The 23,953-nt window shown below is 68.8% G+C and carries 17 protein-coding genes and 1 tRNA gene; 13 read left to right on the plus strand and 5 right to left on the minus strand.

Features of this window, described 5'->3' with window-relative positions; genetic code table 11:
* The 11 genes from AB1634_05130 to AB1634_05180 all read left to right on the plus strand — a co-directional run.
* Positions 1–780: DUF6785 family protein (locus AB1634_05130; protein ID MEW6218905.1), on the plus strand; the 780-nt coding region annotated here is incomplete at its 5' end.
* A 143-nt stretch (positions 781–923) separates the two neighbouring features.
* On the plus strand, positions 924–2,885 hold the full coding sequence (locus AB1634_05135) for a peptide transporter (GenBank protein MEW6218906.1): 1,962 nt from the start codon (positions 924–926) through the stop codon (positions 2,883–2,885).
* 23 nt (positions 2,886–2,908) lie between these two features.
* Positions 2,909–3,508, plus strand: coding sequence for a hypothetical protein (locus AB1634_05140; protein ID MEW6218907.1), 600 nt, complete (start codon positions 2,909–2,911; stop codon positions 3,506–3,508).
* Positions 3,489–4,361 (plus strand): hypothetical protein, encoded by an 873-nt coding sequence (locus AB1634_05145; GenBank protein MEW6218908.1) that lies wholly within the window; start codon positions 3,489–3,491, stop codon positions 4,359–4,361. Before AB1634_05140 ends, AB1634_05145 begins: the two co-directional genes overlap by 20 nt.
* Positions 4,348–4,770 carry a PqqD family protein gene (locus AB1634_05150; protein MEW6218909.1) on the plus strand — a complete coding sequence of 141 codons (423 nt, stop codon included), beginning with the start codon at positions 4,348–4,350 and terminating at the stop codon, positions 4,768–4,770. Before AB1634_05145 ends, AB1634_05150 begins: the two co-directional genes overlap by 14 nt.
* 16 nt (positions 4,771–4,786) lie before the next feature.
* The gene (locus AB1634_05155) at positions 4,787–4,996 is read left to right on the plus strand and encodes a hypothetical protein (protein MEW6218910.1); all 210 of its coding nucleotides are present in this window, start codon (positions 4,787–4,789) and stop codon (positions 4,994–4,996) included.
* Positions 4,996–8,307 carry a DEAD/DEAH box helicase gene (locus tag AB1634_05160; protein MEW6218911.1) on the plus strand — a complete coding sequence of 1,104 codons (3,312 nt, stop codon included), beginning with the start codon at positions 4,996–4,998 and terminating at the stop codon, positions 8,305–8,307. Before AB1634_05155 ends, AB1634_05160 begins: the two co-directional genes overlap by 1 nt.
* A 96-nt stretch (positions 8,308–8,403) precedes the next feature.
* A complete protein-coding gene (locus tag AB1634_05165; protein ID MEW6218912.1) occupies positions 8,404–8,592 on the plus strand; it encodes a hypothetical protein in 189 nt (62 codons plus the stop codon).
* Between the two features lie 52 nt (positions 8,593–8,644).
* Positions 8,645–8,721: transfer RNA gene (locus tag AB1634_05170), tRNA-Arg, on the plus strand.
* 111 nt (positions 8,722–8,832) lie between these two features.
* A complete protein-coding gene (locus AB1634_05175; protein MEW6218913.1) occupies positions 8,833–10,566 on the plus strand; it encodes an ATP-binding protein in 1,734 nt (577 codons plus the stop codon).
* A 230-nt stretch (positions 10,567–10,796) separates the two neighbouring features.
* Positions 10,797–11,813 (plus strand): Rpn family recombination-promoting nuclease/putative transposase, encoded by a 1,017-nt coding sequence (locus AB1634_05180; GenBank protein ID MEW6218914.1) that lies wholly within the window; start codon positions 10,797–10,799, stop codon positions 11,811–11,813.
* Positions 11,814–12,005: 192 nt separating this feature from the next.
* Here the strand turns inward: AB1634_05180 and AB1634_05185 are convergent, their stop codons facing one another.
* A complete protein-coding gene (locus AB1634_05185) occupies positions 12,006–19,085 on the minus strand; it encodes a putative Ig domain-containing protein (GenBank protein ID MEW6218915.1) in 7,080 nt (2,359 codons plus the stop codon).
* 303 nt (positions 19,086–19,388) lie between these two features.
* A complete protein-coding gene (locus tag AB1634_05190) occupies positions 19,389–20,240 on the minus strand; it encodes a metal-dependent hydrolase (protein ID MEW6218916.1) in 852 nt (283 codons plus the stop codon).
* Positions 20,241–20,573: 333 nt separating this feature from the next.
* On the opposite strand from AB1634_05190, the gene AB1634_05195 reads away from it, so the two are divergent.
* The gene (locus AB1634_05195; protein ID MEW6218917.1) at positions 20,574–20,993 is read left to right on the plus strand and encodes an FKBP-type peptidyl-prolyl cis-trans isomerase; all 420 of its coding nucleotides are present in this window, start codon (positions 20,574–20,576) and stop codon (positions 20,991–20,993) included.
* Entirely contained in the window at positions 20,926–21,324 is a 399-nt protein-coding gene (locus tag AB1634_05200; protein ID MEW6218918.1) for an ATP-binding cassette domain-containing protein, read from the plus strand. Before AB1634_05195 ends, AB1634_05200 begins: the two co-directional genes overlap by 68 nt.
* On the opposite strand, the gene AB1634_05205 is transcribed toward AB1634_05200, so the two are convergent.
* From AB1634_05205 to AB1634_05215, 3 genes are all read right to left on the minus strand, one after another.
* A complete protein-coding gene (locus AB1634_05205; protein ID MEW6218919.1) occupies positions 21,258–22,319 on the minus strand; it encodes a toll/interleukin-1 receptor domain-containing protein in 1,062 nt (353 codons plus the stop codon). The two genes, AB1634_05200 and AB1634_05205, sit on opposite strands and share 67 nt — an antisense overlap.
* Before the next feature lie 251 nt (positions 22,320–22,570).
* Positions 22,571–23,233 carry a four helix bundle suffix domain-containing protein gene (locus AB1634_05210; protein MEW6218920.1) on the minus strand — a complete coding sequence of 221 codons (663 nt, stop codon included), beginning with the start codon at positions 23,231–23,233 and terminating at the stop codon, positions 22,571–22,573.
* Between the two features lie 351 nt (positions 23,234–23,584).
* The gene (locus AB1634_05215; GenBank protein ID MEW6218921.1) at positions 23,585–23,896 is read right to left on the minus strand and encodes a RyR domain-containing protein; all 312 of its coding nucleotides are present in this window, start codon (positions 23,894–23,896) and stop codon (positions 23,585–23,587) included.
* Positions 23,897–23,953: the final 57 nt, after the last annotated feature.

Raw genomic sequence — 23,953 nt, forward strand, 5'->3', positions numbered from 1 at the left:
TTCGGCATGCCGGTGCCGGTGGCGGTCCTGGTCCTGGGCGCCGGCTTCATGGTCACCCTGGTGGCCAGCCGGGTCATCTGCCAGGGGGGCCTGGCCTACTTCACCCTCACCGCGGCACCCAGCGACGGCCTCCTGGCCCTCTTCGGCCCCGGCTTCTTCACCCAGGCCGGCCTGCTCATGACCGCCGTGCTCCAGAAGGTCCTGTTCCTGGACCTGCGGGAGGCCCTCCTGCCCTCGTTGTTCCATGCCCGCCGGGTCACCCGGCGGGCCGGCAATCAGGTCCTGGTGCATGCGGGTCTTGTCGTCGCCCTGGTGGCCGGGGTGGCGGTGGCCGGCGCTGCCATGCTCAGCCTCTGCTACCGCTACGGCATCCGGGATCTCAAGATGGACTGGGCACTAAGCTCCACCCTCACGGTCTACGAGAACGTCCGGGTGCTGGTGGAGGCCCCCATCCACTCCGGCCACTGGGTGCTGGTCTTTGCCACCATCGGCGGCCTGGTGATGCTGGCCCTGGTCGTGGCTTACCACCGCTTTCCCTGGTGGCCCCTGCACCCCTTGGGCTACCTGGCCGCCTACAGCTCGGCCATGCGCCTGGTCTGGTTCAGCTGTTTTCTGGGCTGGCTGGCCAACAGCCTGGTCATGCGCTACGGCGGCATCGGCCTGTTCAACCGCCTGCGCCTCCTGTTCATCGGCCTGGTGGTGGGCGACCTGGTCATGGGCGGCATCTGGGCGGTGGTCGGCTGGTTTTCGTACGCCAGCTACCTGGTGCTGCCGGATTGAAGGGGAGCGAATAACGAATGTCCAACAAGGAATGTCCAACATTGAAGGGACCGGCAGGGACGGTTCGGATGGAGTCTGGCCTGGGATCCATCCCATTCATCCCATAAATCCCATCCCTCCCATCGCCGGGACGACGCCACCCCATGTACGACGACAAGGAGCTTGCCGAATACCGGGATCTGGTGAAGACCCCCACCACCTTTGCCGAAGGCTTCGACTGGAAGACGGTGGTGGGGGCGATCTTCATCGGCTTTCTCATGATGCCCGGCAGCATGTATCTGCAGCTGGTGATCGGCTCCGGCATCGGGCCGGCGGCCCGCTGGGTGACGATCATCCTCTTTGCCGAGATCGCCAAGCGCTCCTACACCGAGCTGAAACAGCAGGAGATCTTCCTTCTCTACTACATGGCCGGCGCCGCCCTGGCGTCGCCCTTCCAGGGCCTGTTGTGGAGCCAGTACCTGGTGCAGTCCGACGCGGCCAAGATGCTGGGATTGACTGAGCTGATCCCGGCCTGGGTGGCGCCGGCCCCGGAGTCCACCTCCCTTATTGAGCGCACCTTCTTGCACCGGGACTGGCTGGTCCCCATCCTCCTCCTGGTGGGGGCGCAGCTCATCCAGCGTATCGACCATTTCGGCCTGGGCTACGCCCTGTACCGCATCACCTCCGACGTGGAGAAGCTGCCCTTCCCCATGGCGCCGGTGGGGGCCCTGGGCACCATGGCCCTGGCGGAATCCACCGATGACGCGGCCAAGAGCTGGAAGTGGCGGGTGTTCTCCATCGGCGGCGTCATCGGCCTTGCCTTTGGCGGCCTGTATGTCCTCCTGCCCACCCTGTCGGGCCTGATGTTCACCGAGCCGATCCGGCTCATTCCCATCCCCTGGGTCGAGCTGACCAGCCACACCGAGGCGATCCTGCCGGCAGTGGCCTTCGGCCTGCAGCTGGATCTGGGGCTGGTCTTCATCGGCATGGTGCTGCCGTTCTGGGCGGTGATCGGCGGCCTGGTGGGGCTCATCATCACCATGATCGCCAACCCCATCCTGTACCGGCACGGCATCCTCTCCCGCTGGCACCCCGGCATGGCCACCGTGGACACGGTGTTCGCCAACACCTTCGACTTCTACCTCTCCTTCGGCATCGGCCTGGGGCTGGCCATCGCTGTGGTCGGCATCTGGCACGTCATCCGCTCCTTCACCTCCGGCCGGGGGCCCAACCGGGGCAGCTTTCGGGACCTGTTCTCCCCGCCGCCGGGCCGCGGCGACTTCAACTTCTGGATCTCCATCGCCATCTACGTCTTCTCCACCCTGGCCTATGTGGGCCTGTCGGTGTGGCTGGTGCCCACCTTCCCCTGGGGCTTCTTCCTCCTCTACGGCTTCGTCTACACACCGGTGGTCTCCTACATCACCGCCCGCATGGAGGGGATTGCCGGCCAGTTCGTCAGCCTGCCCCTGGTGCGGGAGGCCAGCTTCATCGCCGGCGCCCGCTTCTTCGGCTACCAGGGCATCGAGATCTGGTACGCGCCCATCCCCATCCACAACTACGGCGAGACCACCGTGCACTTCCGGCAGATCGAGCTCACCGGCACCAGCATCCGGGGCATCATCAAGGCGGAGCTGGTCGTCTTTCCGGTGGTCATGGTGGCGAGTCTTCTGTTCTCCCAGTTCATCTGGCGGCTTGCGCCCATCCCCTCCGCCAACTATCCTTACGCCCAGGAGCTGTGGCATCTGCAGGCCCTGAACAGCCTCTTGATGCAGACCTCCACCCTGGAGGGCAACTCCCTGTTCTTCCAGGCCTTGAACGGGCTGCATCTGGCGGCGGGCCTGGGCTTTGGCCTTCTGACCTACGCCATCCTCTCGCTCCTGGGCCTGCCGGTGCTCCTGGTCTACGGCGTGGTGCGGGGCCTGGGCCAGACCACCCCGCACGGCCTCCTCCTGGAGGTCGCGGGAGCGCTTCTCGGGCGCTTCTTTTTCCTCAAGCGTTACGGCGTCATGTGGCGCCAGTACGCGCCGGTGCTCCTGGCTGGCTTTTCCTGCGGCATGGGACTCACCGGCATGTTCGCCATGGGGCTTGCCCTGATCACCAAGTCCCTGGGCCGGCTGGCCTACTAGGACCTCCTCATGGAGACCCGCGCATGCGATTTCTCGTCCTCCTGGCTGCCCTCACCACCCTCTCCGGTCCCATGGCCCCCACCGAGGCAGCGGCCCCCCGGGGCATCGCCGGGCTCACCCTGGGCCAGACGGTCGGCAGCGTGCCGGACCTTGTGGCCATGGACACCGACCAGCCGATCCGCTTCACCGAATACCTCCACGAGGTGGAGATCCGGGAGCGGCCAGGCTTCAAGACCGGCGTTGTGTGGTACGGCACCTGCGCGGCGCCGGGCGCCATCGTCCGCATCAAGCTCAAGTACGCCGACGCCTCGAAGCCGTATTTCGACCAGCTGCTGAAGCGTTACCAGGAGCGGCTGGGCAAGCCGGACGAGTGGCGGGGCGACCCCTTCGGGGTGGTGGTGGCCTGGAAGTGGTCCTTCGAGGAGCCGGACGGCAGCCGGATCAGCATCGTCTTGCAGCACAACGCCCGGGACGAGGAGCAGAAGATGGGCAACTCCGTGAAGCTCACCGCCACCCACCTCCTGGAAGCGGAGATGGCCTGCCACGACCGCCACCATGCAGCCCCGGTCGAGGACGGCAGGAAAGGCGGCGCGGTCGCCTGGGATGACCTCCTACCCCGGTGACGGGAGCGGCTGGCGGCAGCTGGCCTGGAGTGGGCTCCTCTTCTCGGCCCCCGCAACCTGGGCGCCGGTGGCGGTGGGCCGCCGGCACCTCCTCTTGGCGGACGAGGCGGGGCCGGTCTTCGAGGTCAAGTGGTGGCCCGGCCGCCGGCGCCTGCAGCCGGAGAAGGAGCGGCAGCGGCTTCTGGCCGCATGGCGCCGGGCCAGGCGCCAGGCCGAGCCCTGGCCGTGGCCGCCGGCCTGGCGCGGCCAGGACCGCTGGCAGACCGCCGGCTTCGCCTGGCAGGACGGGACGCGGGCCGGCTGGGGCGGGGTGATCCTCTGCCATAAGACCAGGACCGCTCTCCTGGTGCAGTTTTTGACCCCGGCGGGGCAGCCGGCGCCATCGACCCTGGCGGCTCGCCTTCTCGCCTCGCTCTCGGTGGGCGATCGCGACCGCTCCCTGTGGAGCCTGTACGACATCCGGGCCGAGCTGCCGGCCGGCTGGATCCTGCGGCAGTCCCGGTTCGACGCCGGGGTCTTCCGGCTGCGCCTGGCCGCCGGCCGCCGCCACCTCTTCCTCTGGCGGTGGGGTCTGGCCGCCGAGCGGCTGGCCGCGGCCGGCGGCCTGGCCGCGTTTGCCGGCCAGGAGCTGGGGATTCCTGCTGCGGCCTGGCAGGGGTCGGATGGGGTCCTGGCCTGGCAACGGCCGCCCCGGCCCTGGTGGCAGCGCCTGCTCGACCGCCGTCCGGTACCGGCCCAGGCCCGCCTGTGGCAGCTGCCGGCGGCCGACCGCATCCTGGCGGCGCGCCTGGATGGGCCCGACCTGCCACCCGCCGAATTTCTGTCCTTGTGCCAAGGCTATGGCCTCGTCTGAAGCCGGCGGCCGCCCGCCGCCCGCCGGCCGCATGGCGGCCCTGGCCTGCGTGCCGGTGCGCAGCCTGGCCGTGGCCGAGGAGCGGCTGGCCGGCGGCCTGGTGCGCCTGTCCTACCCGGTGCAGCTCAGGCCCTGGCTGGCCAGGCTGGTCCGGGGCCTGGGGCTGGCCGGTTCCCCCCAGCGCCGGCCCCTGGATCTGGACCGTCTGGGCACCGCGGTCTGGGACCTGGTGGACGGCCACCGCACGGTGGCCGAGGTGGCGGCGGCCTTTGCCCGCCAGCACCGGCTGGAGCCCCGGGAGGCGGAGCTGCCGGTGGCCGCCTTTCTCCGGGAGCTGGGCCGGCGCGGGATCATCGGCCTCGCGGACCGGGGAGGTGAGACGCCCCCGGCGCGCACTTGTCCGCGGTAGTCTCGTGAGGTCGAGCTTGGCAAAGCGAAAGAACCCGGCAGGAGTGGCCCAAGTCACTCGCACCGCCAGCACCTGCCACGCCGGGCGTGGGCCGGTGGCAGGGGCGGGAGAAGGCTGGGTATGGGGGGTGAGTCTCGCCACCTTGCGCGACGCGCTGTTGCCCAGGCGCATCTCCGGCGACCTGCGGGTGAAGGACGCGGAAAAGTTCATCGGGGGGGCTGTCTGATGTCCACAGCCCTCGCATCCAAGGTCAGCTACTCGGCAACGTATGCGAGCGTATCCTGGCAAGGGCGCGCCGTTGACGATCGCGTGCGTTTTGCCGTTTTCCTCCGCGATGTTGTTCGGCCGCGAGTCGCCGATGCGGATTCGGGGTTCGAAGCTGATTTGCGAGGGTTGGCCACCACTGACATGTCCATTGATCAGGTCGAGCGCCTGCTTCGTGCCGTCCCTGATCCGGAGGGATGGGAAGTCGGTGAGGCGCTCGCGGAGTGTGCGCTCCAGAGCGATTCGGGCCGCGAGCTCCACTGGCCGTGGAACACGGTTCGTGATCGCCGGACGCCCCGAGCGAGCTTGCCAGGCACCGACCTCGTAGGGTTCTGCAGACTCGACGGCAGCATCTGGCTCGCGTTCGGCGAGGTCAAGACATCGTCCGAGGCAACGGCTCCTCCCAACGTGATGTATGGAGGTGACCGTGGAGCCGACGTTCGTCGTATCCTTGCGGGCGTGATGTTCCCTGCGCCGGCACCCGCCGAGGGCTGGGGACAACGCGTCGAGCGGACCATCTACGAAATCTGGCTGCGTCTGCTGCGGAAGCAGGGCTGGGAGGACCTCGACGGTGTTCAGAGCGCGGTGGCTCGACTGCGCGCCGAGCAGCGGGAAGGCGAGGCGACGTTTCTTGCCAAGGCAGAGCGGAACAAGGATGTACGCCCGGCATGGGATCTGATGTCACAGTACCACCTCGCGAAAGCAGCCGAGATTCTCGGTACCTATCTTGCTCAAGGACCTGTCGACGGCCACTACGACGTGCGCGAGCAACTCGAAGCGCAGTTCGACCGCGCGATCAGCACCGCCGCGAAAGGGCGACTGATGGAGCGTGAGACGCTGGCGCGGCTGCTTGGACGAACGGCGCGTACGCTCGCGGACAATAGCATCTGGATGGTGACCCGCGCAGTCAACAGCCGCGTCACAAAGTTCGTCGAATCCGTCATGGCAAGAAAGAGAAAGCAGCCGATCTTCGAGATGCTGCCACCACAGCGGCGCACGCTTCGGGAGCAAGGTCTGCTTGGGTCGGGACACCGCTCGGTCGTGGTGAGCCTCCCGACATCGAGTGGCAAGACGTTCATTGCAGAGTTCCGCATTCTGCAGGCGTTGAACCAATTCGACCATGAGCGCGGCTGGGTCGCGTACCTCGCGCCCACACGTGCACTGGTCAACCAGCTTGCGCTACGGCTCCGTTGCGACTTCGTGCCGCTTGGGATCGTGGTGGAGAAGGTGAGCCCCGCGCTCGAGATCGATGGGCTGGAGGCAGACATGCTCACGGATCAGGACGCGAAGCGGCAATTCCGCGTCCTGGTCACGACGCCGGAGAAGCTGGATCTGATGCTCCGTAGCGAGTGGGAGACGAAGATCGGTCGCCCGCTCACACTGGTTGTCGTTGACGAAGCCCACGGCCTTGCGTCGCAGGCCCGCGGGCTGAAGCTGGAGCTGCTGCTTGCCACGATCAACCGCGAGTGCCGCTACGCGCAGTTCCTGCTCCTCACGCCGTTCGTCCGCAACGCCGCCGAGATCGCTCGGTGGCTCTCGCCCGACAGCAACAGGAACATCGAGCTCGGCGTCGACTGGAGCCCCAACGATCGCATCATCGCCATCGCCAAGCCTGTCCGGGGAACCAGGCGCGGTGACTTCGGCATTCGATTGGTCACGCGACATACGTCGCGGAACACGCTGAGCATCCCCGAGGAGCTCGAGCTCGCGGATCGTCGTCCCTTGGGTCTCGCTTGGTCCGACGTATCAGGATCGCCTGGCAAGCTCGCAGCGGCCACGGCGCACCTGCTCCAGCGGCGAGGGACGGTCATCGTGCTCGTGGACAAGCCGCGCAACAGCTGGGGGATCGCGAACGCTTTCAAGGTCGAAGAGAACCGGGGCATCGTATCGAGCGGGGATCTCGCCCAGATCCAGCGCTTCCTCGAAGACGAGATGGGTACGGACTTCCCACTGACGACGCTCCTCGAATACGGGATCGGCGTCCATCACGCCGGGCTCTCGGAAGACACACGAACGCTTGTCGAGTGGATGACACAACAAGGATTGCTCAGGGCGCTCGTGGCCACGACCACCATCGCCCAGGGGGTGAACTTCCCAGTCTCCGGCGTGGTGTTCGCGAGCCACCAGTACCCCTACGGCCAGGACATGCCCCCCGAGGACTTCTGGAACATCGCCGGCCGCACAGGGCGCGTCGACCAGGGCGACCTCGGGATCGTCGCGCTGGCCGGGCATGATGAGGCAAAGGCCAGGCAGCTCGAGACGTTCATCGCACGGTCGGTTGGCTCGCTCAACTCGACCCTCGTCGACCTCGTTCAGCAGGTCGCGGCAAGTGGCGACCTGCTCCGGCTGGAGTCGCTCGCGTGGCAGCCGGGCTGGTCGTCGTTCCTCCAATACCTCGCCCACACCTATCGGCAGATCGGAAGCCATGAGCGCTTCGCTGCACAGGTCGAACAGGTGCTGCGCGGCACTCTCGGCTTCCAGGCGCTCCGCAAGAGCCACAAGGGATGGGCCGACAGCCTTGTGCAGGGGGTCTACAACTACGCCGAGCGCATCAAGGGGCAGCCACTCAAGCTTGTCGATGCGACAGGGTTCTCGTGGGAGTCCGTCTCGAACACGCTTGTCCGTCTCAATCAAGCGGGCGTGACCAGTGCGGTCTGGTCGCCGGACCTGTTCACGTCACAACGCGCGAACTTGCAGCAGATGATGGGCATTCTGCTGCGGGTTCCCGAGCTGCGGGAGCCGCTTCGGGAAGTCACCGGCGGGACGCAGCCGGACGGGGACACGCTCGCTCGAATCATCTGTGACTGGGTGCAAGGCCGACCGCTTCCGGAGATGGCCACCAAGTACTTCAGGACGGCGGGCCGTGCAGGAGGGGACGGCTCGGACCCCGTCGATGCCATGACGCGATGCTGCCGAAGCATCTTCGGCCGCCTCACGCAGACGGCGTCCTGGGGCTTGGCGGCCCTGCAGTCGCTCACCGTCGGCGACACGCTCGAGTCGATGTCGGAAGATGACCAACGAACGCTCCGCAACTTGCCGGCTCGCGTCTACTACGGGGTCAACTCGGACGAAGCGGTAGCACTGCGCCTTCTCGGTGTGCCACGAACTGCCGCCACGCCACTGGCGACCGCTCTCGGAGTCACGGCGAGCGAGTCACTGCACGTCATACGCAATCGGTTGCGTGCTTCGACCGTCGACACTTGGCGCCGTGCGCTTGGCGAGCGTGGAGCGAGCTACCACCGCGTGTGGACGATCATGGAGGGGAAAGGGTGATGGCTTTCACCGAATCCGTCGTCGAACAGGCCGCCCTCGCGTGGCTGGAGGCGATCGGCTGGCGCATCGCCCACGGCCCCAGACCTCGCGCCGGACATGCCAGCGGCCGAGCGGCGCGACTACGGCGAGGTGGTGCTCGCCCAGCGGCTGCGCGATGCGTTGGCGCAGCTCAATCCCGCGTTGCCGCCCGACGCGCTGGAGGACGCCAAAGCTGACGCGGCGGTCGGTCGATCCCCCGCCGGCGGGGGCGTGGTCCCGGCGGCCGGATGCCGGTATCGGCGCTGACCGGGTTCTTCTTGCCGAATCCAGGCAATTGGGGTATATGACTCGGATCCATGCACTCGTAGCTCAGTTGGATAGAGCGCCGGACTACGAATCCGTAGGTCGGGGGTTCGAATCCCTCCGGGTGCACCAGCAGCATCCAAGGACTTGGCCCACCCGCGGTCAGGTCCTTTTTTGTTGGTGCGGGCAGCGGCTTTTTTCCGGAGCAGCGAGGACATCTCCCCTGAAGGAACGGATTGTGTCGTGGACTTGAGCGCCCTGGCCAGAATCGGTATGGTCCCGGGGGTGGCGGCCATCAGCCTGGTGGCGGTTGCCGTTTCCCCTCTTCTCTATCTCCTCCTCACCCGGCTCACCGGCGATTTCCAGACCGCCGGGCTGGTGCGGGCGGTGATTATCCCCTCCTGTGTCGCCCCTTTTCTCAGCTACTTCGTGCTCACCCTGCTGCGGCGCACCGAAGAGGCCCGCAGCCGCTACCAGGGACTGGTGGAGACGATGCAAGACGGGGTGCTCCATCTCGGTGCCGACGGCCTCATCCTGACCGCGAATCCCGCCTGGGAGGCCCTGACTGGACACCGGCCCCAGGATGTCGTCGGCAGGCCCCTTGATGCCCTGGTGCCGGAGGGCGAGCGCCAGCGGGTGGAGCGGGGGCTGCAAGTGCTCCGGGACGGGCGAGCGAGTACGGATCTCCATCTCCGCCTGCCCCATCGTGCCGGTGGCGAGATCCTGGCCGAGCTTCGTCTGAGCCGGCAGGGGAGGTCCGGTGTCCTGGACCGGGTGGTGGCGGTGGTGCGGGACATCACCGAGCGCCAACGGCTGGAGGGGGAGCTGCGGCAGGCCCGACAGCTGGAGGCCGTCGGCCGGCTGGCCGCCGGCGTGGCCCACGACTTCAACAACATCCTCAACATCATCGAGGGCCATGTTCGGCTCTCGCTCCTGGAGGCGGAAGCAGCCGGACCACTGCGGGAGAGCCTGGACGGCATCGCCCAGGCTGGCAGCCGTGCGGCGGCCGTGGTGCGGCAGCTCCTGGCCTACAGCCGGCAGCCCACCGGCGAGCGGGTGCCGGTGCGGCTGCAGGACCTCCTGGCCGAGACCCTGCGTGGGGTGTCCGGTGCCCTGCCGCCGGGGATCACCCTCCATCAGGAGCTGGACCAGGCCTGCGGACCGGTGCTCGGCGACCCCGCCGGGCTCCAGCAGGTGGTCCTCAATCTGGTCACCAATGCCCAACAGGCCATGGCCGGCGGGGGGACCCTGGAGGTGCGCCTGGACCGGGCGGAGCTGCCGGCCGCCGCGGAGGTCCCCCTGAGCCTGCCAGCCGGCACCTACCTGCGGCTGACCGTGACGGATACCGGCTCAGGCATGGACGAGGCGACCCGGCAGAGAATCTTCGAGCCGTACTTCACCACCAAGGCACTGGGCAAGGGGACGGGACTGGGGCTGGCCATGGCCCACGGGGTGGTCCTGGCCCATGGCGGCGGTGTACAGGTGCACAGCCGGCCCGGTCAAGGCAGCCGCTTCCTGGTCTTTCTGCCAGAGGAGAATGCCCCAGGGCGCCTGCCCGCATCACAACAGGAAGGGGAGGGAGAGCCTATGCCGGCCAAAGGCATTCGCGTGCTGTATGTGGACGACGAGGAGATGAGTCTTTCCGTCTGGAGGATGACCCTCCAGAGGCTCGGGTTCGAGGTCACAGCCTGCTTCCGGGCGGACCAGGCCCTGGAGCGGCTCCAGGAGATGCCGGACGGCTTTGATGTCGTGCTCACCGACCAGCGGATGCCGATCATGACCGGTCTGGAGCTCTGCCAGGCCATCCACGCCATCCGGCCGCACCTGCCGGTACTGTTGGCCACCGGCTGGAACGACCTGGCCTCCGCGGAGGAGGCCCTGGCCCAGGGGGTCTGGAAGGTGATCCCCAAGCCCCACCAGCTGGATGATCTGGTGTCTGCCCTGCTCGAGGCCGCCGGCTCCCCCCTCCGTTCCTGAGCGGCGGGCCGGCGCGTAAGACACGGTCAGCCTCTACTGGGGATACCCGTGCCACGTGGCCCTGCGTTGCGGGACGATCAGTGCCGGTGGGGCGCCACAGCAGCCGGCTTTGGCCCTCACTGTTGCGGGTGGGGATGGCCTCGCCGTGATGACTGCCGAGACTGCCCCGTCCCCTGACCGACCCCTGCTTTCCGCTTGCAATCCCCGAACGACAAAGGCATGTTCAGGTCATGGACCATGATGGCGGTTACAAGCATCTTTTTTCCCACCGGGAGATGATCGCCGATCTTCTTGTCGGCTTCGTCCGGGAGGACTGGGTGGCCCAACTAGATCTTGCCACCCTGGAGCGGGTGAGCGGCAGCTATGTTGCCGACGACCTCCGGGAGCGGGAGGATGACCTCGTCTGGCGGGTGCGCTGGGGTGAGGAGTGGCTGTTCGTCTACCTGCTCATCGAATTCCAGTCGTCCGTGGACCGGTTCATGGCCGTCCGGATCATGGCCTACCTGGCGCTCTTGTATCAGGACATCATCCGGCAAGGCTGGCTGAGCACGGGCGGCCAGTTGCCGCCGGTGCTGCCGGTGGTACTGTACAACGGCGACCCTCGCTGGACCGCGGCCACCAACATCCGGGACCTCATCGTCCCGGTCCCAGGTGGCCTGGCGGCGTACCGGCCGGAGGTCCGCTACCTGCTCCTGGATGAAGGCCGCTACCAGGAGGCCGAGCTCGCCCCCTTGCGCAACCTGGTGGCAGCGTTGTTCCGCCTCGAGAACAGCCGAACCCCGGCGGACATCAGCCGGGTGCTGGAGAACCTCATCGCCTGGCTGGCAGCTCCCGCGCAAGCCAGCATCCGCCGGTCCTTCACCGTGTGGATGAGGCGGGTGCTGTTGCCTGGCCGCATGCCAGGGGCCATCATCCCGGAAGTCGGGGACCTTCAGGAGGTGAAGAGCATGCTTGCGGAACGTGTCAAGGAATGGACCAGGGAATGGCAGCGCCAGGGAATGGAGGAGGGCATGGCCCAGGGCATGGCCCAGGGCATGGCCCAGGGCATGGCCCAGGGCATGGCCAAGGGCATGGCCAAGGGCATGGCCAAGGGCCAAGCCGTGATCCTGTTCCGGCAGGTGGAGCTGAAGTTTGGCCCGGCCTCAGCAGAGGTCCGGCAACGGCTGGAGACCGCCAGCCAGGAGGAGTTGGAGCGCTGGAGCGGCCGGATACTTACCGCCACCTCCTTGGAGGAGCTGTTCGGCTGAGGTGCACCAGGCCCGCCACCGGCTGGAACGACTTGGCCTCCGCGGAGGAGGCCCTGGCCCAGGGGGTCTGGAAGGTGATCCCCAAGCCCCACCAGCTGGATGATCTGGTGTCGGCCCTGATCCAGGCCGCCGGCTCCGCCCCCCGTTCCTGGGCGGCGGGCCGGCGCGCAAGACGCGGTGCTCATCTCCTTCTCAGTCGCCACCCCACTGCACCGCCCGGCTGGCGGTGCCTTCCGGCCCGGCGACGGTGACCGTCGCCGGTGCCGCCGTCGCGGACAGGCTCCGCACCGTCAGCTCCCAGCGGCCCTGGGAGGCGTTCCAGGTCATGGGCCCGAAACCGGCCACCGTCAGAGCGGCATCGGCACCGTAGGCGCTGGTGGCCCGCACCGACAGGGTCCGGCTCTGGTAGCGGGCCCGGGTGACGGCGATGGTGGTCACCGCCAGGTCGAAGGCCGGCATGGTCGCGGTCAGCTGGCCATCCGTGACCGTGATGACGATCCCGCGGGTGATACTGGCCTGGCTGGTGGTGGGGGTGCCGGCAAGGGTGCCGGTGGCGGGGTCGAAGCTGGCCCAGGCCGGCCGGTTGGCGATGGAGAAGGCCAGCGCATCGCCGTCCGGATCGCTGGCCAGGGGGGTGAAGGCATAGGGCTCGTTGACCCGGGCCGAGATGCCCGGGGTGCCGCTGATGGCCGGCGCCCGGTTCGCGGCCGTGACAGTCACCTGCACGGTGCCGACGTTGGAGACCAGGCCGTTGTCGGCCACAAAGGTGAACTGGTCGTGCCCCGTGGCGCCCGGGTTGGGGGTGTAGGTGCAGGCGCCGGTGGCCGGATCGGTGATCTCGGCGTGGCCCAGGAGGCCGTCCGCCACCAGGCGGAAGGCCGGTGCCGGGCAGCCGCTGTCCGCAGCAGTGAGGACGCCCGCTACCGCCTGGTCCTCCAGGGTGGTCCAGGCGTCGTCCTGGGTCTGGGGCACGCTCGCCACCAGGGCATACTTGACCAGGAGGGGCTGCCAGGCGCCAGCGACGACCGACCGGCCGGCGAGATAGACCGCGCAGCCGTCCAGGGCCAGGGCTGCCGGATAGTCCCAGTCGCCGCCATCGTAGAAGGCCAGCCAGGCCATGGTGCCTTCGCTGTCCAGCATCGCCAGGGCCAGGTCATACCGGTTATAGGCCCCCAGCGCCAGAAGGTTGCCGGCCGGGTCCATGGTCAGGCCGTAAAAGGGGCCCTCGCCGGTCTCCTGGCTGTAATCCCGGGCCCACAGCAGCTGGCCTTGGGCGTCGTATTTGAGGAGCCAGGGCGGTGCCGAGCTGAGGTTGTACTGCTGGGCCGCCACATAGACGTGGCCCGCCCCGTCGGTCACCACGGCGTTGCCCTGGGGGCCGCCCCAGGTCCCCACCCGGGCCTGGTGGCTCCACTGCTGCCGGCCAGCCTCGTCGCAGCTCATGGTGAGGATGGCCTGCTCGGCGCTGCCCGCACCGGCGGTGCCGGTAGCCACGACCGTGCCGGCCTGGTCCACAGCCAGGGCCAAGACCAGGTCGCTGCCGCCGCTGTCATGGGTGGTCGCCCACAACCCGGCGCCGTCGGGGCTGTATTTGAGCACCAGGGCATCGGCGTCGACGCCGTTGTGGCTGGCGCCGCCGGCATAGACGTTGCCCGCCCTGTCGACCCGCACCGCGAAGCCCATAAAGCCGCCGCCGGCCGGGCCGTAAAGGGCCTGCCACAGAACGCCCCCATCCGGGTCCCGTTTGCTGGTCTCGATCTGGCCGCTGGCCGTGGTGGCCACGGTGACGATGTTGCCGGCTGAATCGATATCCACGCCGGTGAGGTAGTCGGCCGGCAGGGCCCAGAGCCGTTGCCCGCTGGGGGCGTACTTCTCCAGCCCCGAGCCGCCGGCCAGGACGACGTTGCCCTGGGGGGCCACCGCCACCCCCCGGGGGGCGAACAGGCTGCTCACCCCGGTCTGGCGCCAGGCCGTTTCCACGGCCGCCACCCTGAGGTCGAAGGCGGGCAGGGTGGCCGTGGCCTGGCCGTCGCTCACCGTGATGACGATGCCTGCTGTGGTGCCCAGGTCGGCCATCCCCGGCGCTCCCGACAGGAGCCCGCTGTCCGCCGCCAGCGTGGCCCAGGCCGGCAGGTTGGCCGCCGCAAAGACCAGGGGATCGCCATCCACATCCGTGGCCGCGACCTTCGACTGGAACGGATGGCCGACCTTGGCCACCGTGGCCGGCCCGCCCCGGAAGACCGGCGGGTCGTTGACCGGCGTCACCTCCAGGGAGACGAAGGCCGGGTTGGAGAGGCCGAAGCCGTTGTCCGCCTGGACCTGGAAGCTGTCGCTGCCCGAAAAATCCGGCGCCGGGGTGTAGGTGAAGGCGCCGGTAGCGGCATCGTCCAGGATCACGGTGCCGTGGCTGGCCTGGCCGGTCACGGCGAAGGTGAGCGGCAGGCCGGAGGGGTCCTCGGCCAGCAGCTCGCCCTGGATGGGGGTGTCTTCGGCCAGCACCAGGGTCTGGTTCAGGGCCGTCGGCGGCGGGTAGACCACCGTCAGGTCGAGCTCCAGGTGATCGGCCAGGCCATGGGCGTCCCTGGCCTCGATGACCATCCGGTAGGTGCCCACGGTAGCGCACTGACCGGTGATCCGGCCGCTGGCCGGATCCAGGGTCAGGCCGGGCGGCAGGGCCCCGGCCACCACCTGCCAGAGCACCGCCGCGCTGCCGCAGCCTACGGTCAGGCTGGCCTGCCAGGGCTGGCCGGCGCTGATGGCGGCCAGGGCCGGCGGCGCGATGCGCGGGCCCTGGTTGGCGTACTTCCTGATCCCATACCAGGAATAGCTGCGGTACAGGACATAGCCGTTGCCGCAGCTGTCCAGGGCCATGGCCTGGGGTATCTGGCCGGCGGCGTCGGCCTGCCACTGGCGGCTGCCGTCGCCCGCCGCCAGGGCCGCGGCTACCGAGGAATCGCTGAAGAAGAGGCGGCCCCGGTCATCGGCGGCCACCGCCCGGAAGGGGTCGCCGTTGTCGCTGCTGCCGGCGAAATAGTCCCACCGGAGCTGACCGCTGGCATCGAACCCCGCCAGGAAGAAGTGGCCGCCGTAGCGGGTGCGGCCGGCGACGCCGATCTCCCCGCTGGGTGCCACGGCCACGTTTCTGGCCTCGGCCACAAAGGAGCGCCGGGACCACAGGCAGCTGCCGTCCGGCGCAAACCGACTCAGCAGGATGCGGCCGGTGCCGAAGGCGGTGCCCACCACGATCACCGCGCCGCCGGGATCGAGGGCGAGGTCGTTGCCCAGGCCTGGCCGCAGATCCCGCCACAGCTCGTTGCCGTCCCGGTCCAGCTTGACGGTGAGGGCTTCGCCGCCGGCGGCGCCCAGGGCCGAGCCAACGGCGTAGATGTTGCCCTCGCCATCCACCGCCACCCCCCGCAGGCCGGGACTCAGCACGCCGCCCGGCCGGGGCAGGAGCGGCCGGGACCAGAGCACCTGGCCGGAAGGATCAAGCTTCACCACCAGGAAGTCGCTGTCACTGCCGCCCACGGCCACCACATGGCCTTCCGGGTCCAGCGCCAGATCCGTGAGCCGGGAGGAGGCACCCATCGGCACCACCGTTGTCCACAGGACGCTGCCGTCTGCGGCCAATCTGGTCACCGCGCCGTGGGACTGGCTGGTCACCGCTCCGGCCACATAGAGGGCACCGCCGGCATCCACGACGAGGCCAGTGCTCTCCCCGGGCAGGAAGGTGCCCAGCAGCTCGGCGTGCATGGCGACCGGGATGACGAGGGCGGCCTGGGCCGTGGCGCCGGCAGCATCAGTCACCGTCACCTGGAAGCTGGAGCTGGTGCCGGCAGCGGCACTGGGAAGGGTGCCGGCGAGGCGGCCGGAGTCCGGGTCCAGGCTGAGGCCGGCCGGCAGGCTGCCGCCGGCCAGCTGCCAGGTGTAGGGCGGCTGGCCGTAGCGGGCGGTGAGGGTGTGCTGGTAGCCGGCGCCGGCGGTGCCGGCCGGCAGTGGCAGGCCGGTCATCTCCAGGACGCCGGGCTGGCGGTCGAAGGTCAGCAGATGGGCGTACGGTCCGGCAGCGGCCACCTGCAGCCGGCCGGTCCGGTCTTCGCAAAGGGCGGTGGCGGTCTCGTCATAGCCGGCCAGGTCCCGGCGCTGGCCGCCCAGGAGCTGGCCATCCCGGTCGTAGGCCAGGAGGAAGAGATCCTCGCCGCGGCTGCTGCCGCTCTTGCCGGCCACCAGGACCGCATCGTCGCTGCCGGCGGCCACGTCCATGGCCATGTCGTTGCCGCCGCTGTCGTACGTCGCGGCCCAGAGCACCTGGCCTGCGGCCGACAGCTTGACGGTCAACAGGTCCGCAACCGCCCCCCGGGTCTGGTAGCCGGTGGCATAGGCATCGCCCCAGCGGTCGATGGCGATGGCCAGGCCGTATTCGTTGCCGTCGCCGTCGTACGTTTGGCTCCATTGGAGGACGCCGCCGGTGTCGAGCCTGGCCACCAGGAGGTCGGCGCCGGTGTTGCCGTTGGCGGCCCGGCCGGTCACCCATACCCCGCCCTGGCCGTCCAGGGCCACGCCGAAGCCCTGGTCCTCCAGGCCCGCCGAGTCCAGGGTCTGCTGCCAGGCCAGGACGCCATCGCCGGCCAGCTTGATGAGGGCAAGGTTGCCGGCCAGGGTGCCTGCCACGTAGGCGGCACCGGTGGCATCCACGGCAATGCCGTGGCCGAAATCCTGGACGCCGGGGGAGGATGCATAGGCCCATTGCAGCCGGCCGGCCGGATCGTGCTTGCGCACCAGAAGCTGCCGGGAGTAGGCCTGCAGATCCTGCCAGCCGGCCACGAGCACGCTGCCGTCCGGGGCCAGGGCCAGCCCCTCGGCGCACTCGCTCTTTCCCACCGGGCCGTTGTACCGGTCTTGCCAGAGCACCTGCCCCGCAGAATCGAGCTTCACCACCTGCCAATCCAGGCCGGTGTCGGTCTCTTGGCAGCCGGCCAGATAGCGGTTGCCGGCGGCATCCACCACGAGATCGTTGATCTGGCTCATGCCGGCCGGGGAGAGGGTGCGCTCCAGGAGCGGCATGGCCAGATCCTGGTAGACCGTGAGTGTGTACTCCCGGCTGACCACGGTGCCGAAGCCTTCCCCGACCGTGACCGTGAAGGGGAAGGTCCCCGGGCGGGTGGGGATGCCGCTGATGCTCGCCCGGGAGCTGGAGCCGGCCAAGGACAGGCCGTCCGGCAGGCGGCCGGCGGTGATCGTCCAGGTGTAGGGCGTGCGGCCGCCGCTGGCCAGGATCTCCAGATTGGCCGGCTGGCCCGCCGGCAGATGGAAAAGCCGGTCGGTGGCGAGGGAAAAGGGCGGCGAGACGATGGTCTCGAAGGCCACGGTGCTGCCCTGGTCGCTGAACACGAAATCGAAGCGCTCGCTGGAGCTGGTGGCGGTAAAAAGCCCGGTAAACACCCCGTCCCCGGCCAGGGCGTCGCCCCCCTGGCCGTCATCCGCCAGCCCGATGGCCGAGCCGCCCGCGGTCAGGACCGTGACCTCGCCGGTCGCAGCGCCGCAGGACAGGCTCAAGGCCGACAGGGCATACTGGCGGCCGGCAACCGGGGCGGCCGGGACATCCAGGACCGCGTGCACCGGATCCTCCGGGCAGACCAGGGCGTTGGCGGCATTGACCCGCCGGCCGGTGACGCTCCGGCCGGCCAGGGCCGGGGTCGGGTCGCCGGTGGCCAGGATGCGGTTCCTGATCGCCAGCCACCCCAGCTGTCCGGCCTCGGTCCACACCCCCCGGGCCGCGGCGCACTCGGCCGGGGTCAGAGAGATGCCGTCGCTGCAGCCGGCGGGCGCCGGCGTCCAGCTGCCGCCGGCTGCGGCACAGGCGCCGGCAGCAGCCAGTCCCGGCAGGGAGCAGGTGCCGGCGATCCGGGGCGAGGCCGCCGCCAGGAGCGCGGCCAGGCCGGCAACATGGGGGGTGGCCATGGAGGTGCCGGACAGATGGCGGTAGCCGCTGGGGTCGGACAGAAGCCCGGAAAGCTGCGGCACGCTGGACAGGATATTCACCCCCGGTGCGCCCACATCCACCGAGCGCCGGCCATGGTTCGAGAACCAGGCCAACTGGTCGTCGTGGTCCAGGGCGGCCACGGTCAGCACGTTGGGGTTGTCGTAGCTGGCCGGCCAGTCGGGCCTGGCCTCCAGGTCATGGGCGTCGTTGCCGGCAGCGGCGATGAAGAGGATGCCCTGTTCCTGGTGCAGCCCGATCATGGCCTGAAACGACGCGGAAGCACCGCCGCCGCCCCAGCTGTTGCTGGTGGCCACCACCGGCTCCCGCTCCGCCATGGCCAGTACGTACTCCATGCACTCCTCGGCATCGCTGATGGCCCCGTAGCCGTCCTGGCCCAGGAACTTGCAGCCCAGGAGCCGGACCTGCCAGTTGACGCCGGTCACCCCGAGGCCGTTGTTGCCGGCCGCGCCGATGGTGCCGGCGCAGTGGGTGCCGTGGCCATGGTCGTCCATGAGGTCGCCGGTGCCGGTGATGGCGTTGATGCCGTGGAGATCGTCGGCATAGCCGTTCTCGTCGTCATCGTCCTTCAGATCGTTCTGCCAGGCCGGGTTGGGCGTGACCCCGCCGGCCAGGAAACGGCTCTGCTCCGCCCGGTCCTCGTCCACCAGGCCGTCGCCGTCGTCATCCACCCCGCATAGGCCCGGGCAGCCGTCGCCGTTGGCATCTCCCTCCGCTTCCCGGTCGTTGGTCCACAGGTTTGCCGCCAGGTCCTCGTGGCCGATGTCGATCCCGGTGTCGATCACCGCCACGATCACCCCCGGATCGCCGGTTTCGACCGACCAGGCCCCGGTGGCCCGGATGTCCCGGCCGGCCGTGCCGCCGGTCTGACCGCTGTTGCGTAAGCCCCACAGCTCCGGGAAGAGGGGATCGTCCGGGATCACCTCCAGGGCGTGGACGAGATAGTTGGGCTCGGCGTATTCGATCTCCGGATCCTGGCGCAGCTCCGCCAGGGCGGTCCGGACATCGACCCCCGGCGCCAGCCGCACCCTCTCCACCCCCAGCCTTTTGAGCCCGCGGATCCTGGTGAGCCCCTTCTGCCGCCTCTTCTTCTCCTGGTCCTTCTTCGGGAGCTTCTGGTGATACTTGACCAGCAGCTCCCCCGGGACATGGGGGCGATCACCGGGAGCAGACCGGTGATCGATCACCGCCCCAGCCGGGGCGGGCAGAAGAATGGCAACGGTGACGAGCAGCGCAAGCAGGAGGCGGCAGACAAGGCCGGAGCGGGGCATGCTGATCTCCCTCGTTTGGTGAGCACAGTTGCGCGGCCAGCGCTGGCCGATGGGGAAAGGGCGAACAAAGGACCAGGGCCGCACTATACTGGCCGGTCGGGGAAGACCCAATACGGCAGGGGCACTAATTTGGCCTAAGCGGGGCTAGGCGGAAGGGGAGTCGGGGGGGGGGGGGGGGGAGCCGAAACCACCCCCCCCCCCCCCGGGGGGGGGGGGGGGGGGGGGGGGCGGGGGGGGGGGGGTGGCCCCCCCCACCCCCCCCCCCACCCCGAGGGGGGATGGGGAGCGAGGAGGAGGGGCTGCTCAGGGCTTGGCGGCGGGGGCTTGCAGCTGCCGGCCGGTGAAGCGGACCGTCTCGCCGGGCTGCATGAGGAGCGGCTGCACCCCGAGCTTCTCGGCGGCAGCCACGAAGGCCGAGGTGTCCTGGGCCAGGACCGGGAAGGTGGCGACGTGGTGGGGCACCGCCCAGCGGGCCTTGACCGCGGCGGCGGCCCGGGCGGCCAGGGCGGGCTCCATGGTGAAGTGGCCGCCCGCCGGCACCAGGGCCACATCCGGATGCCACAGCTCGCCGATCAGAGCCATGTCCGAGAAGAAGGCGGTGTCGCCGCTGTGGTAGAAGGTCGGCCCGTCCTCTATGCTCACCACCAGGCCCACCGGGCTGCCGGCATAGACAAAGGGCGCCTCGTCCTGGTCGTCATCGGGATTGGCCATGCCGGCGGAGTGGACGGCCGGGGTCATGGCCACCCGCACCTCGCCGCCGGCGATCGTAATCTCGCCGCCGATGTTCATGAGGGTGTCGTAGCCCATTTGTTCCGCCGGATAGCCGAGCAGGCGGGCCGCGGTCTGGCCCAGCTCGAAGAGGGCCACCAGCCGGGCGCCGGTCTTCTTGGCCAGGGCCACCGCATCCCCCACGTGGTCCGAGTGGCCGTGGGTAATGAGGATGTAGTCCAGACGGCTCACCTCGGCCACCGGATCCTGGCCCTCCGCGGTCCGGGGATTGGCCGGGTTCCTGAGCCAGGGGTCGATCATGAGCTTTACGCCCTTGGGGGTGGTGATCTCGAAGCTGGCATGGCCATGCCAGGTGAGGCTGGTGTCGGCGGCAAGACCGGGGGGGGCCAGGACGGTCAGGAGGATGAGAGCGAGGACAGCAGGCATGGCTGGGCTCCTTGGCAGATGGGAGGGGTACCCGGAGCCGGCACTCCGGCCGGCCTGGCTTCTTCTAGCAGAGCGCCGGAGTCTCCGTCAAGGGTTGGCAGGCAGTGCCAAGGCCTCGTGGCTGGCCGAGGCCCGGCGCCTGTGGTAGGCTGGCGATTCGCGGTCCGGGTGGCAACAGCCCGGGCAACCTCAGACACCGTTGACCTCGCTCCCGCGCCGGCGCTTCGCCGGCGTGCTCCGGTGGGGCTCCCTGGGCCGGCGTTGCGCCGCGGGCCGGCATCCGGGGCGGGGGCTGTTCCCCGGCGGCCGGAAGACAACTCCAGGAGGAGCATCATGACACGGATCATCTGCGGCATCATTGCGGGGGTATTCCTGACCATGGCACAGGCACAAGCAGAGATGAAGACCTTGCCCTCGGGGCTGCGCTACGAGGACAGCACGGTGGGCAGCGGGCCCGAGGCCAAGTCCGGCCAGCAGGTGGAGGTGCACTACACCGGCTGGCTGGACGAGGGGGCTGGCACGAGAGGGAAAAAATTCGACAGCTCCGTGGACCGCCAGCAGGCCTTCGTGTTTCCCCTGGGCGCCGGCCGGGTGATCCGGGGCTGGGACCAGGGGGTGGCGGGCATGAAGGTGGGAGGCAAGCGCACCCTCTATATCCCCGCCGCCCTGGGCTACGGCGCCCGGGGTGCCGGCGGCGTCATCCCCCCCAACGCCGATCTCATCTTCGACGTCGAGCTCCTGGGCGTCCGCTAGCCCGGAGCTTCCCATCCCCAGCCTTCGTGCACCGCTGCCCGCGGCACGGCCGGGGGTAAGCTTTTCCATCCGCCGGGGCAGCTGCTTTGGCCTCCTGGGCCCCAACGGCGCCGGCAAGAGCACCGCCCTCGAGGTCATCGAAGGGATCATCCCGCCTACTGCCGGCGAGGTTCTCTACAAGGGCCGACCGCCCACCGATGCCTTCCGGGAGGAGGTGGGCATCCAGTTCCAGCACACCTCGCTTCTCGAATTTCGGCACCGAGGTCAGGTGTGGGAAAGAACACCGAGGCTTTGGGCCAGTTGCCGAGCTCGGGGAAGCAAACGGCCGTAGTCCAGCTCTTCCAGCCGGTGGACGGCTTTTCGAATCGCCTGACGTGCCTGTTCCTGCATGTCGGGAAGCTGGGCAAGGAATACAGCTTCTTCCAGATCAACTTCCGCCGAATTGAGCGCCATTTTCTGCCCAGTGGCGATCTCCCGGGCGTTTTGGATGTCCGTCCGTGCGTCTTGCGGTCTATTGTCAAGGGAGGCAAAGCGAGCGCGGATCAGAAGTGCCCGCACCACAAACTCGTTGAACCCGGACTTTCGGAGAAAGTCCAGAGCCTGCTCAATCTCTCCGGCTCCATCTGTGGTCGCCGTCCCGCTCCCCCCTGGGTCGACCAGGCAGGCCCGCGCCTTGAGCAGATGACACAGGCCTCGAGGGAGGGCTGCGGTGAGCCTCTGATTCGTCAGAGCTTCAGCGGCAGGCACCTGTTCGTCCCAACGGTGGCCGCCCAGCTGCGGCGGTGGCACGTCAAGGGATCCCCGTAACCCCGAGACGAGTCCGCCAGTGAGGAGTAAGCCGGCGGCGGGCAGGGGGGGAGGTCCATGTGGAGTGACGGGACCTGGAGCTTTGTGCCTGGGGATAAACCGACTTTCCAGCTCGTCTATGTCCTTCTCGAAGCCTTTATGGCGGATGGGACAACACTGGTAACGGAAGACGCCCTTCATGCACTCTGGGCAAGCCTGGCGCAGCTTCCCGGGATCCACCGATTCCCCGTGCACGGGCACGATGTTCCGCCCGGCTGTGACGGCGATCTCAAACTCCCGCCGCACCCAATCGTCCTCATGATCGCACCGGTCGAGCGCACCGGGAGTCAAGACCAGCAGGAAATGGGAACGGTGGCGGACTTCGTCGGGAATTTGCTCATCCCAGTGCCCGGGGGGCATGTCGTCCACATCCAGGAAGGCGTCGTAGCCCCGGTGGGTCAACCCCTGCTTCAGATTTCTGGCGAAGGACTTCCCCGTGTCATCCCGGCGGTAGCTGATGAAGACGGTTTTTGGGCTCATGGTCTCTCACCCATGGCTGACAGAGGCTGCGCACAGAACTACCTGAGAAATCGTTGGCTGCAACCCCGCCCTCGGCGGTACCTTCGGGGAGAGGGTGGTCTGTGGCGCTGTGCGGCCTGCGCCCTTGTCAGCCTGCCGGAAGGGATATCGCCCGCACAGCACAATCAAGGGGGAGGCCGTCGAGGTGCCCCCCCGCCTCAACACGACAGAGTCCACCGCTGGCACGGTGCCAGAGAGGCTCGCAGCCGCCATCATCCCTCCCGCCGCCGACTCTGGCGGACCCGGTAGAGCCGCTCGGTGAAGCCGCCCTCCTGCTCGAAATCCTTGGCCTGGGCGGCAATCTGACGGCTCAGCAGGGCCACCGCCACCCCGATCAGGACCAGGGCGGCATTGGCGGCCGGTCCGGCATAGATGGACGTGCTGGACCCGATGGACGGCATGGACTCCATGGACGGAGGATCGGGATGGTGGCTCTCCGCAAGCCAGGCGGCCACCTCGTCGGCGCTGGCGCAGCGCCGGGCCACCAGGGCCTGGCGGCGCGGGTCGGCTGGCTCCCAAAGCGGCAGTCCCCGCTGCCGCAGGAAGTCCTCGAAATCGAGACGCAGCTCCTCCAGGCTGGCACGGGCGACATTGGTCAGCTTCAGCTCGGTCTTCTTGGAGGTGGCGCTCGCCAGGCTGCCCTCGGCGATGTTCTGCACCCCGGAGCGTGCCGCCTGCACCATCTGGTCATGGGTGCGGCTGCGCCGGTCGATGTAGCGGTCGCAGAAGCGCACCGTGACATCGTACACCAGTTGCGCCACCTGGAAGCTTTTGAGCTGCCGGTATCCACCGTGCTTGCGGATAAGCGGCTCCCGCCCGTCCCGTTCCCGCTGTCCATCCTGTCCATTGGGTCCATGTTGTCCCTTCCGGTCCATCACCCCGCCCCTTGTGCTGATTGATCGCCAGGCCCGGCCTCCGGGCACGGACGAGGCCTTTTCCACCTGGCGCGCCCCGCGCGTGACCACGGGCTTCCTGCCCGGCTTCGTTTTCCATTCATGAAGGAATGTCGCTATGTTACGCCTGCGCATGCCCCATTCCATAACAATGGTTTTGCGAATCCATGTAACAGGATCGAACCTGTCTTCGGACTTCCGTGTAACAAAGTCGAAGATGCTTGGCCGCAGCCGGCGGGACCAGAACTGGGGGCCCACCCTGCCGCATCCTTTCCAGTAGCCTGCAACGCCTCCCGCAAGGCCCCGTGCTGGCCGACCGGGCCGGGGTGCAGCTCAACCGGCCCGGATCAGACCCCGCCCGATCAGGGCTGCCAGCACCACCCGGGCGGTGGCCCGATCGTACTCCTTCTCCGCTTCCGGCAGATGGCGGTAGGCCACCAGGCAGGGGTGAAGCTTTCTGGCGTCGTCCCGCTTGGGGCCGTTCCGCCAGCCGTCGGCGATGCGGGCTTGTGCCCACACATCGTGGTTGAGCTCGGCAATGGCCTCCAGGGCGTCTGCCATGAGGGCCTGGGCCCGGTCCATCTCCCGCTGGGAGGGGACCTGGGGGGTGTAAGGGCCGAAGGGGGTGTCGATGGCTTGGCTCACAGGGCAGCTCTCTCCAAGGGGTTGGGAGGAACAGGAGACCACGGGGCGCCGGGTTGG

It is taken from the genome of Thermodesulfobacteriota bacterium (assembly GCA_040755095.1).
In the GTDB taxonomy this organism is placed as follows: Bacteria; Desulfobacterota; Desulfobulbia; order Desulfobulbales; family JBFMBH01; genus JBFMBH01.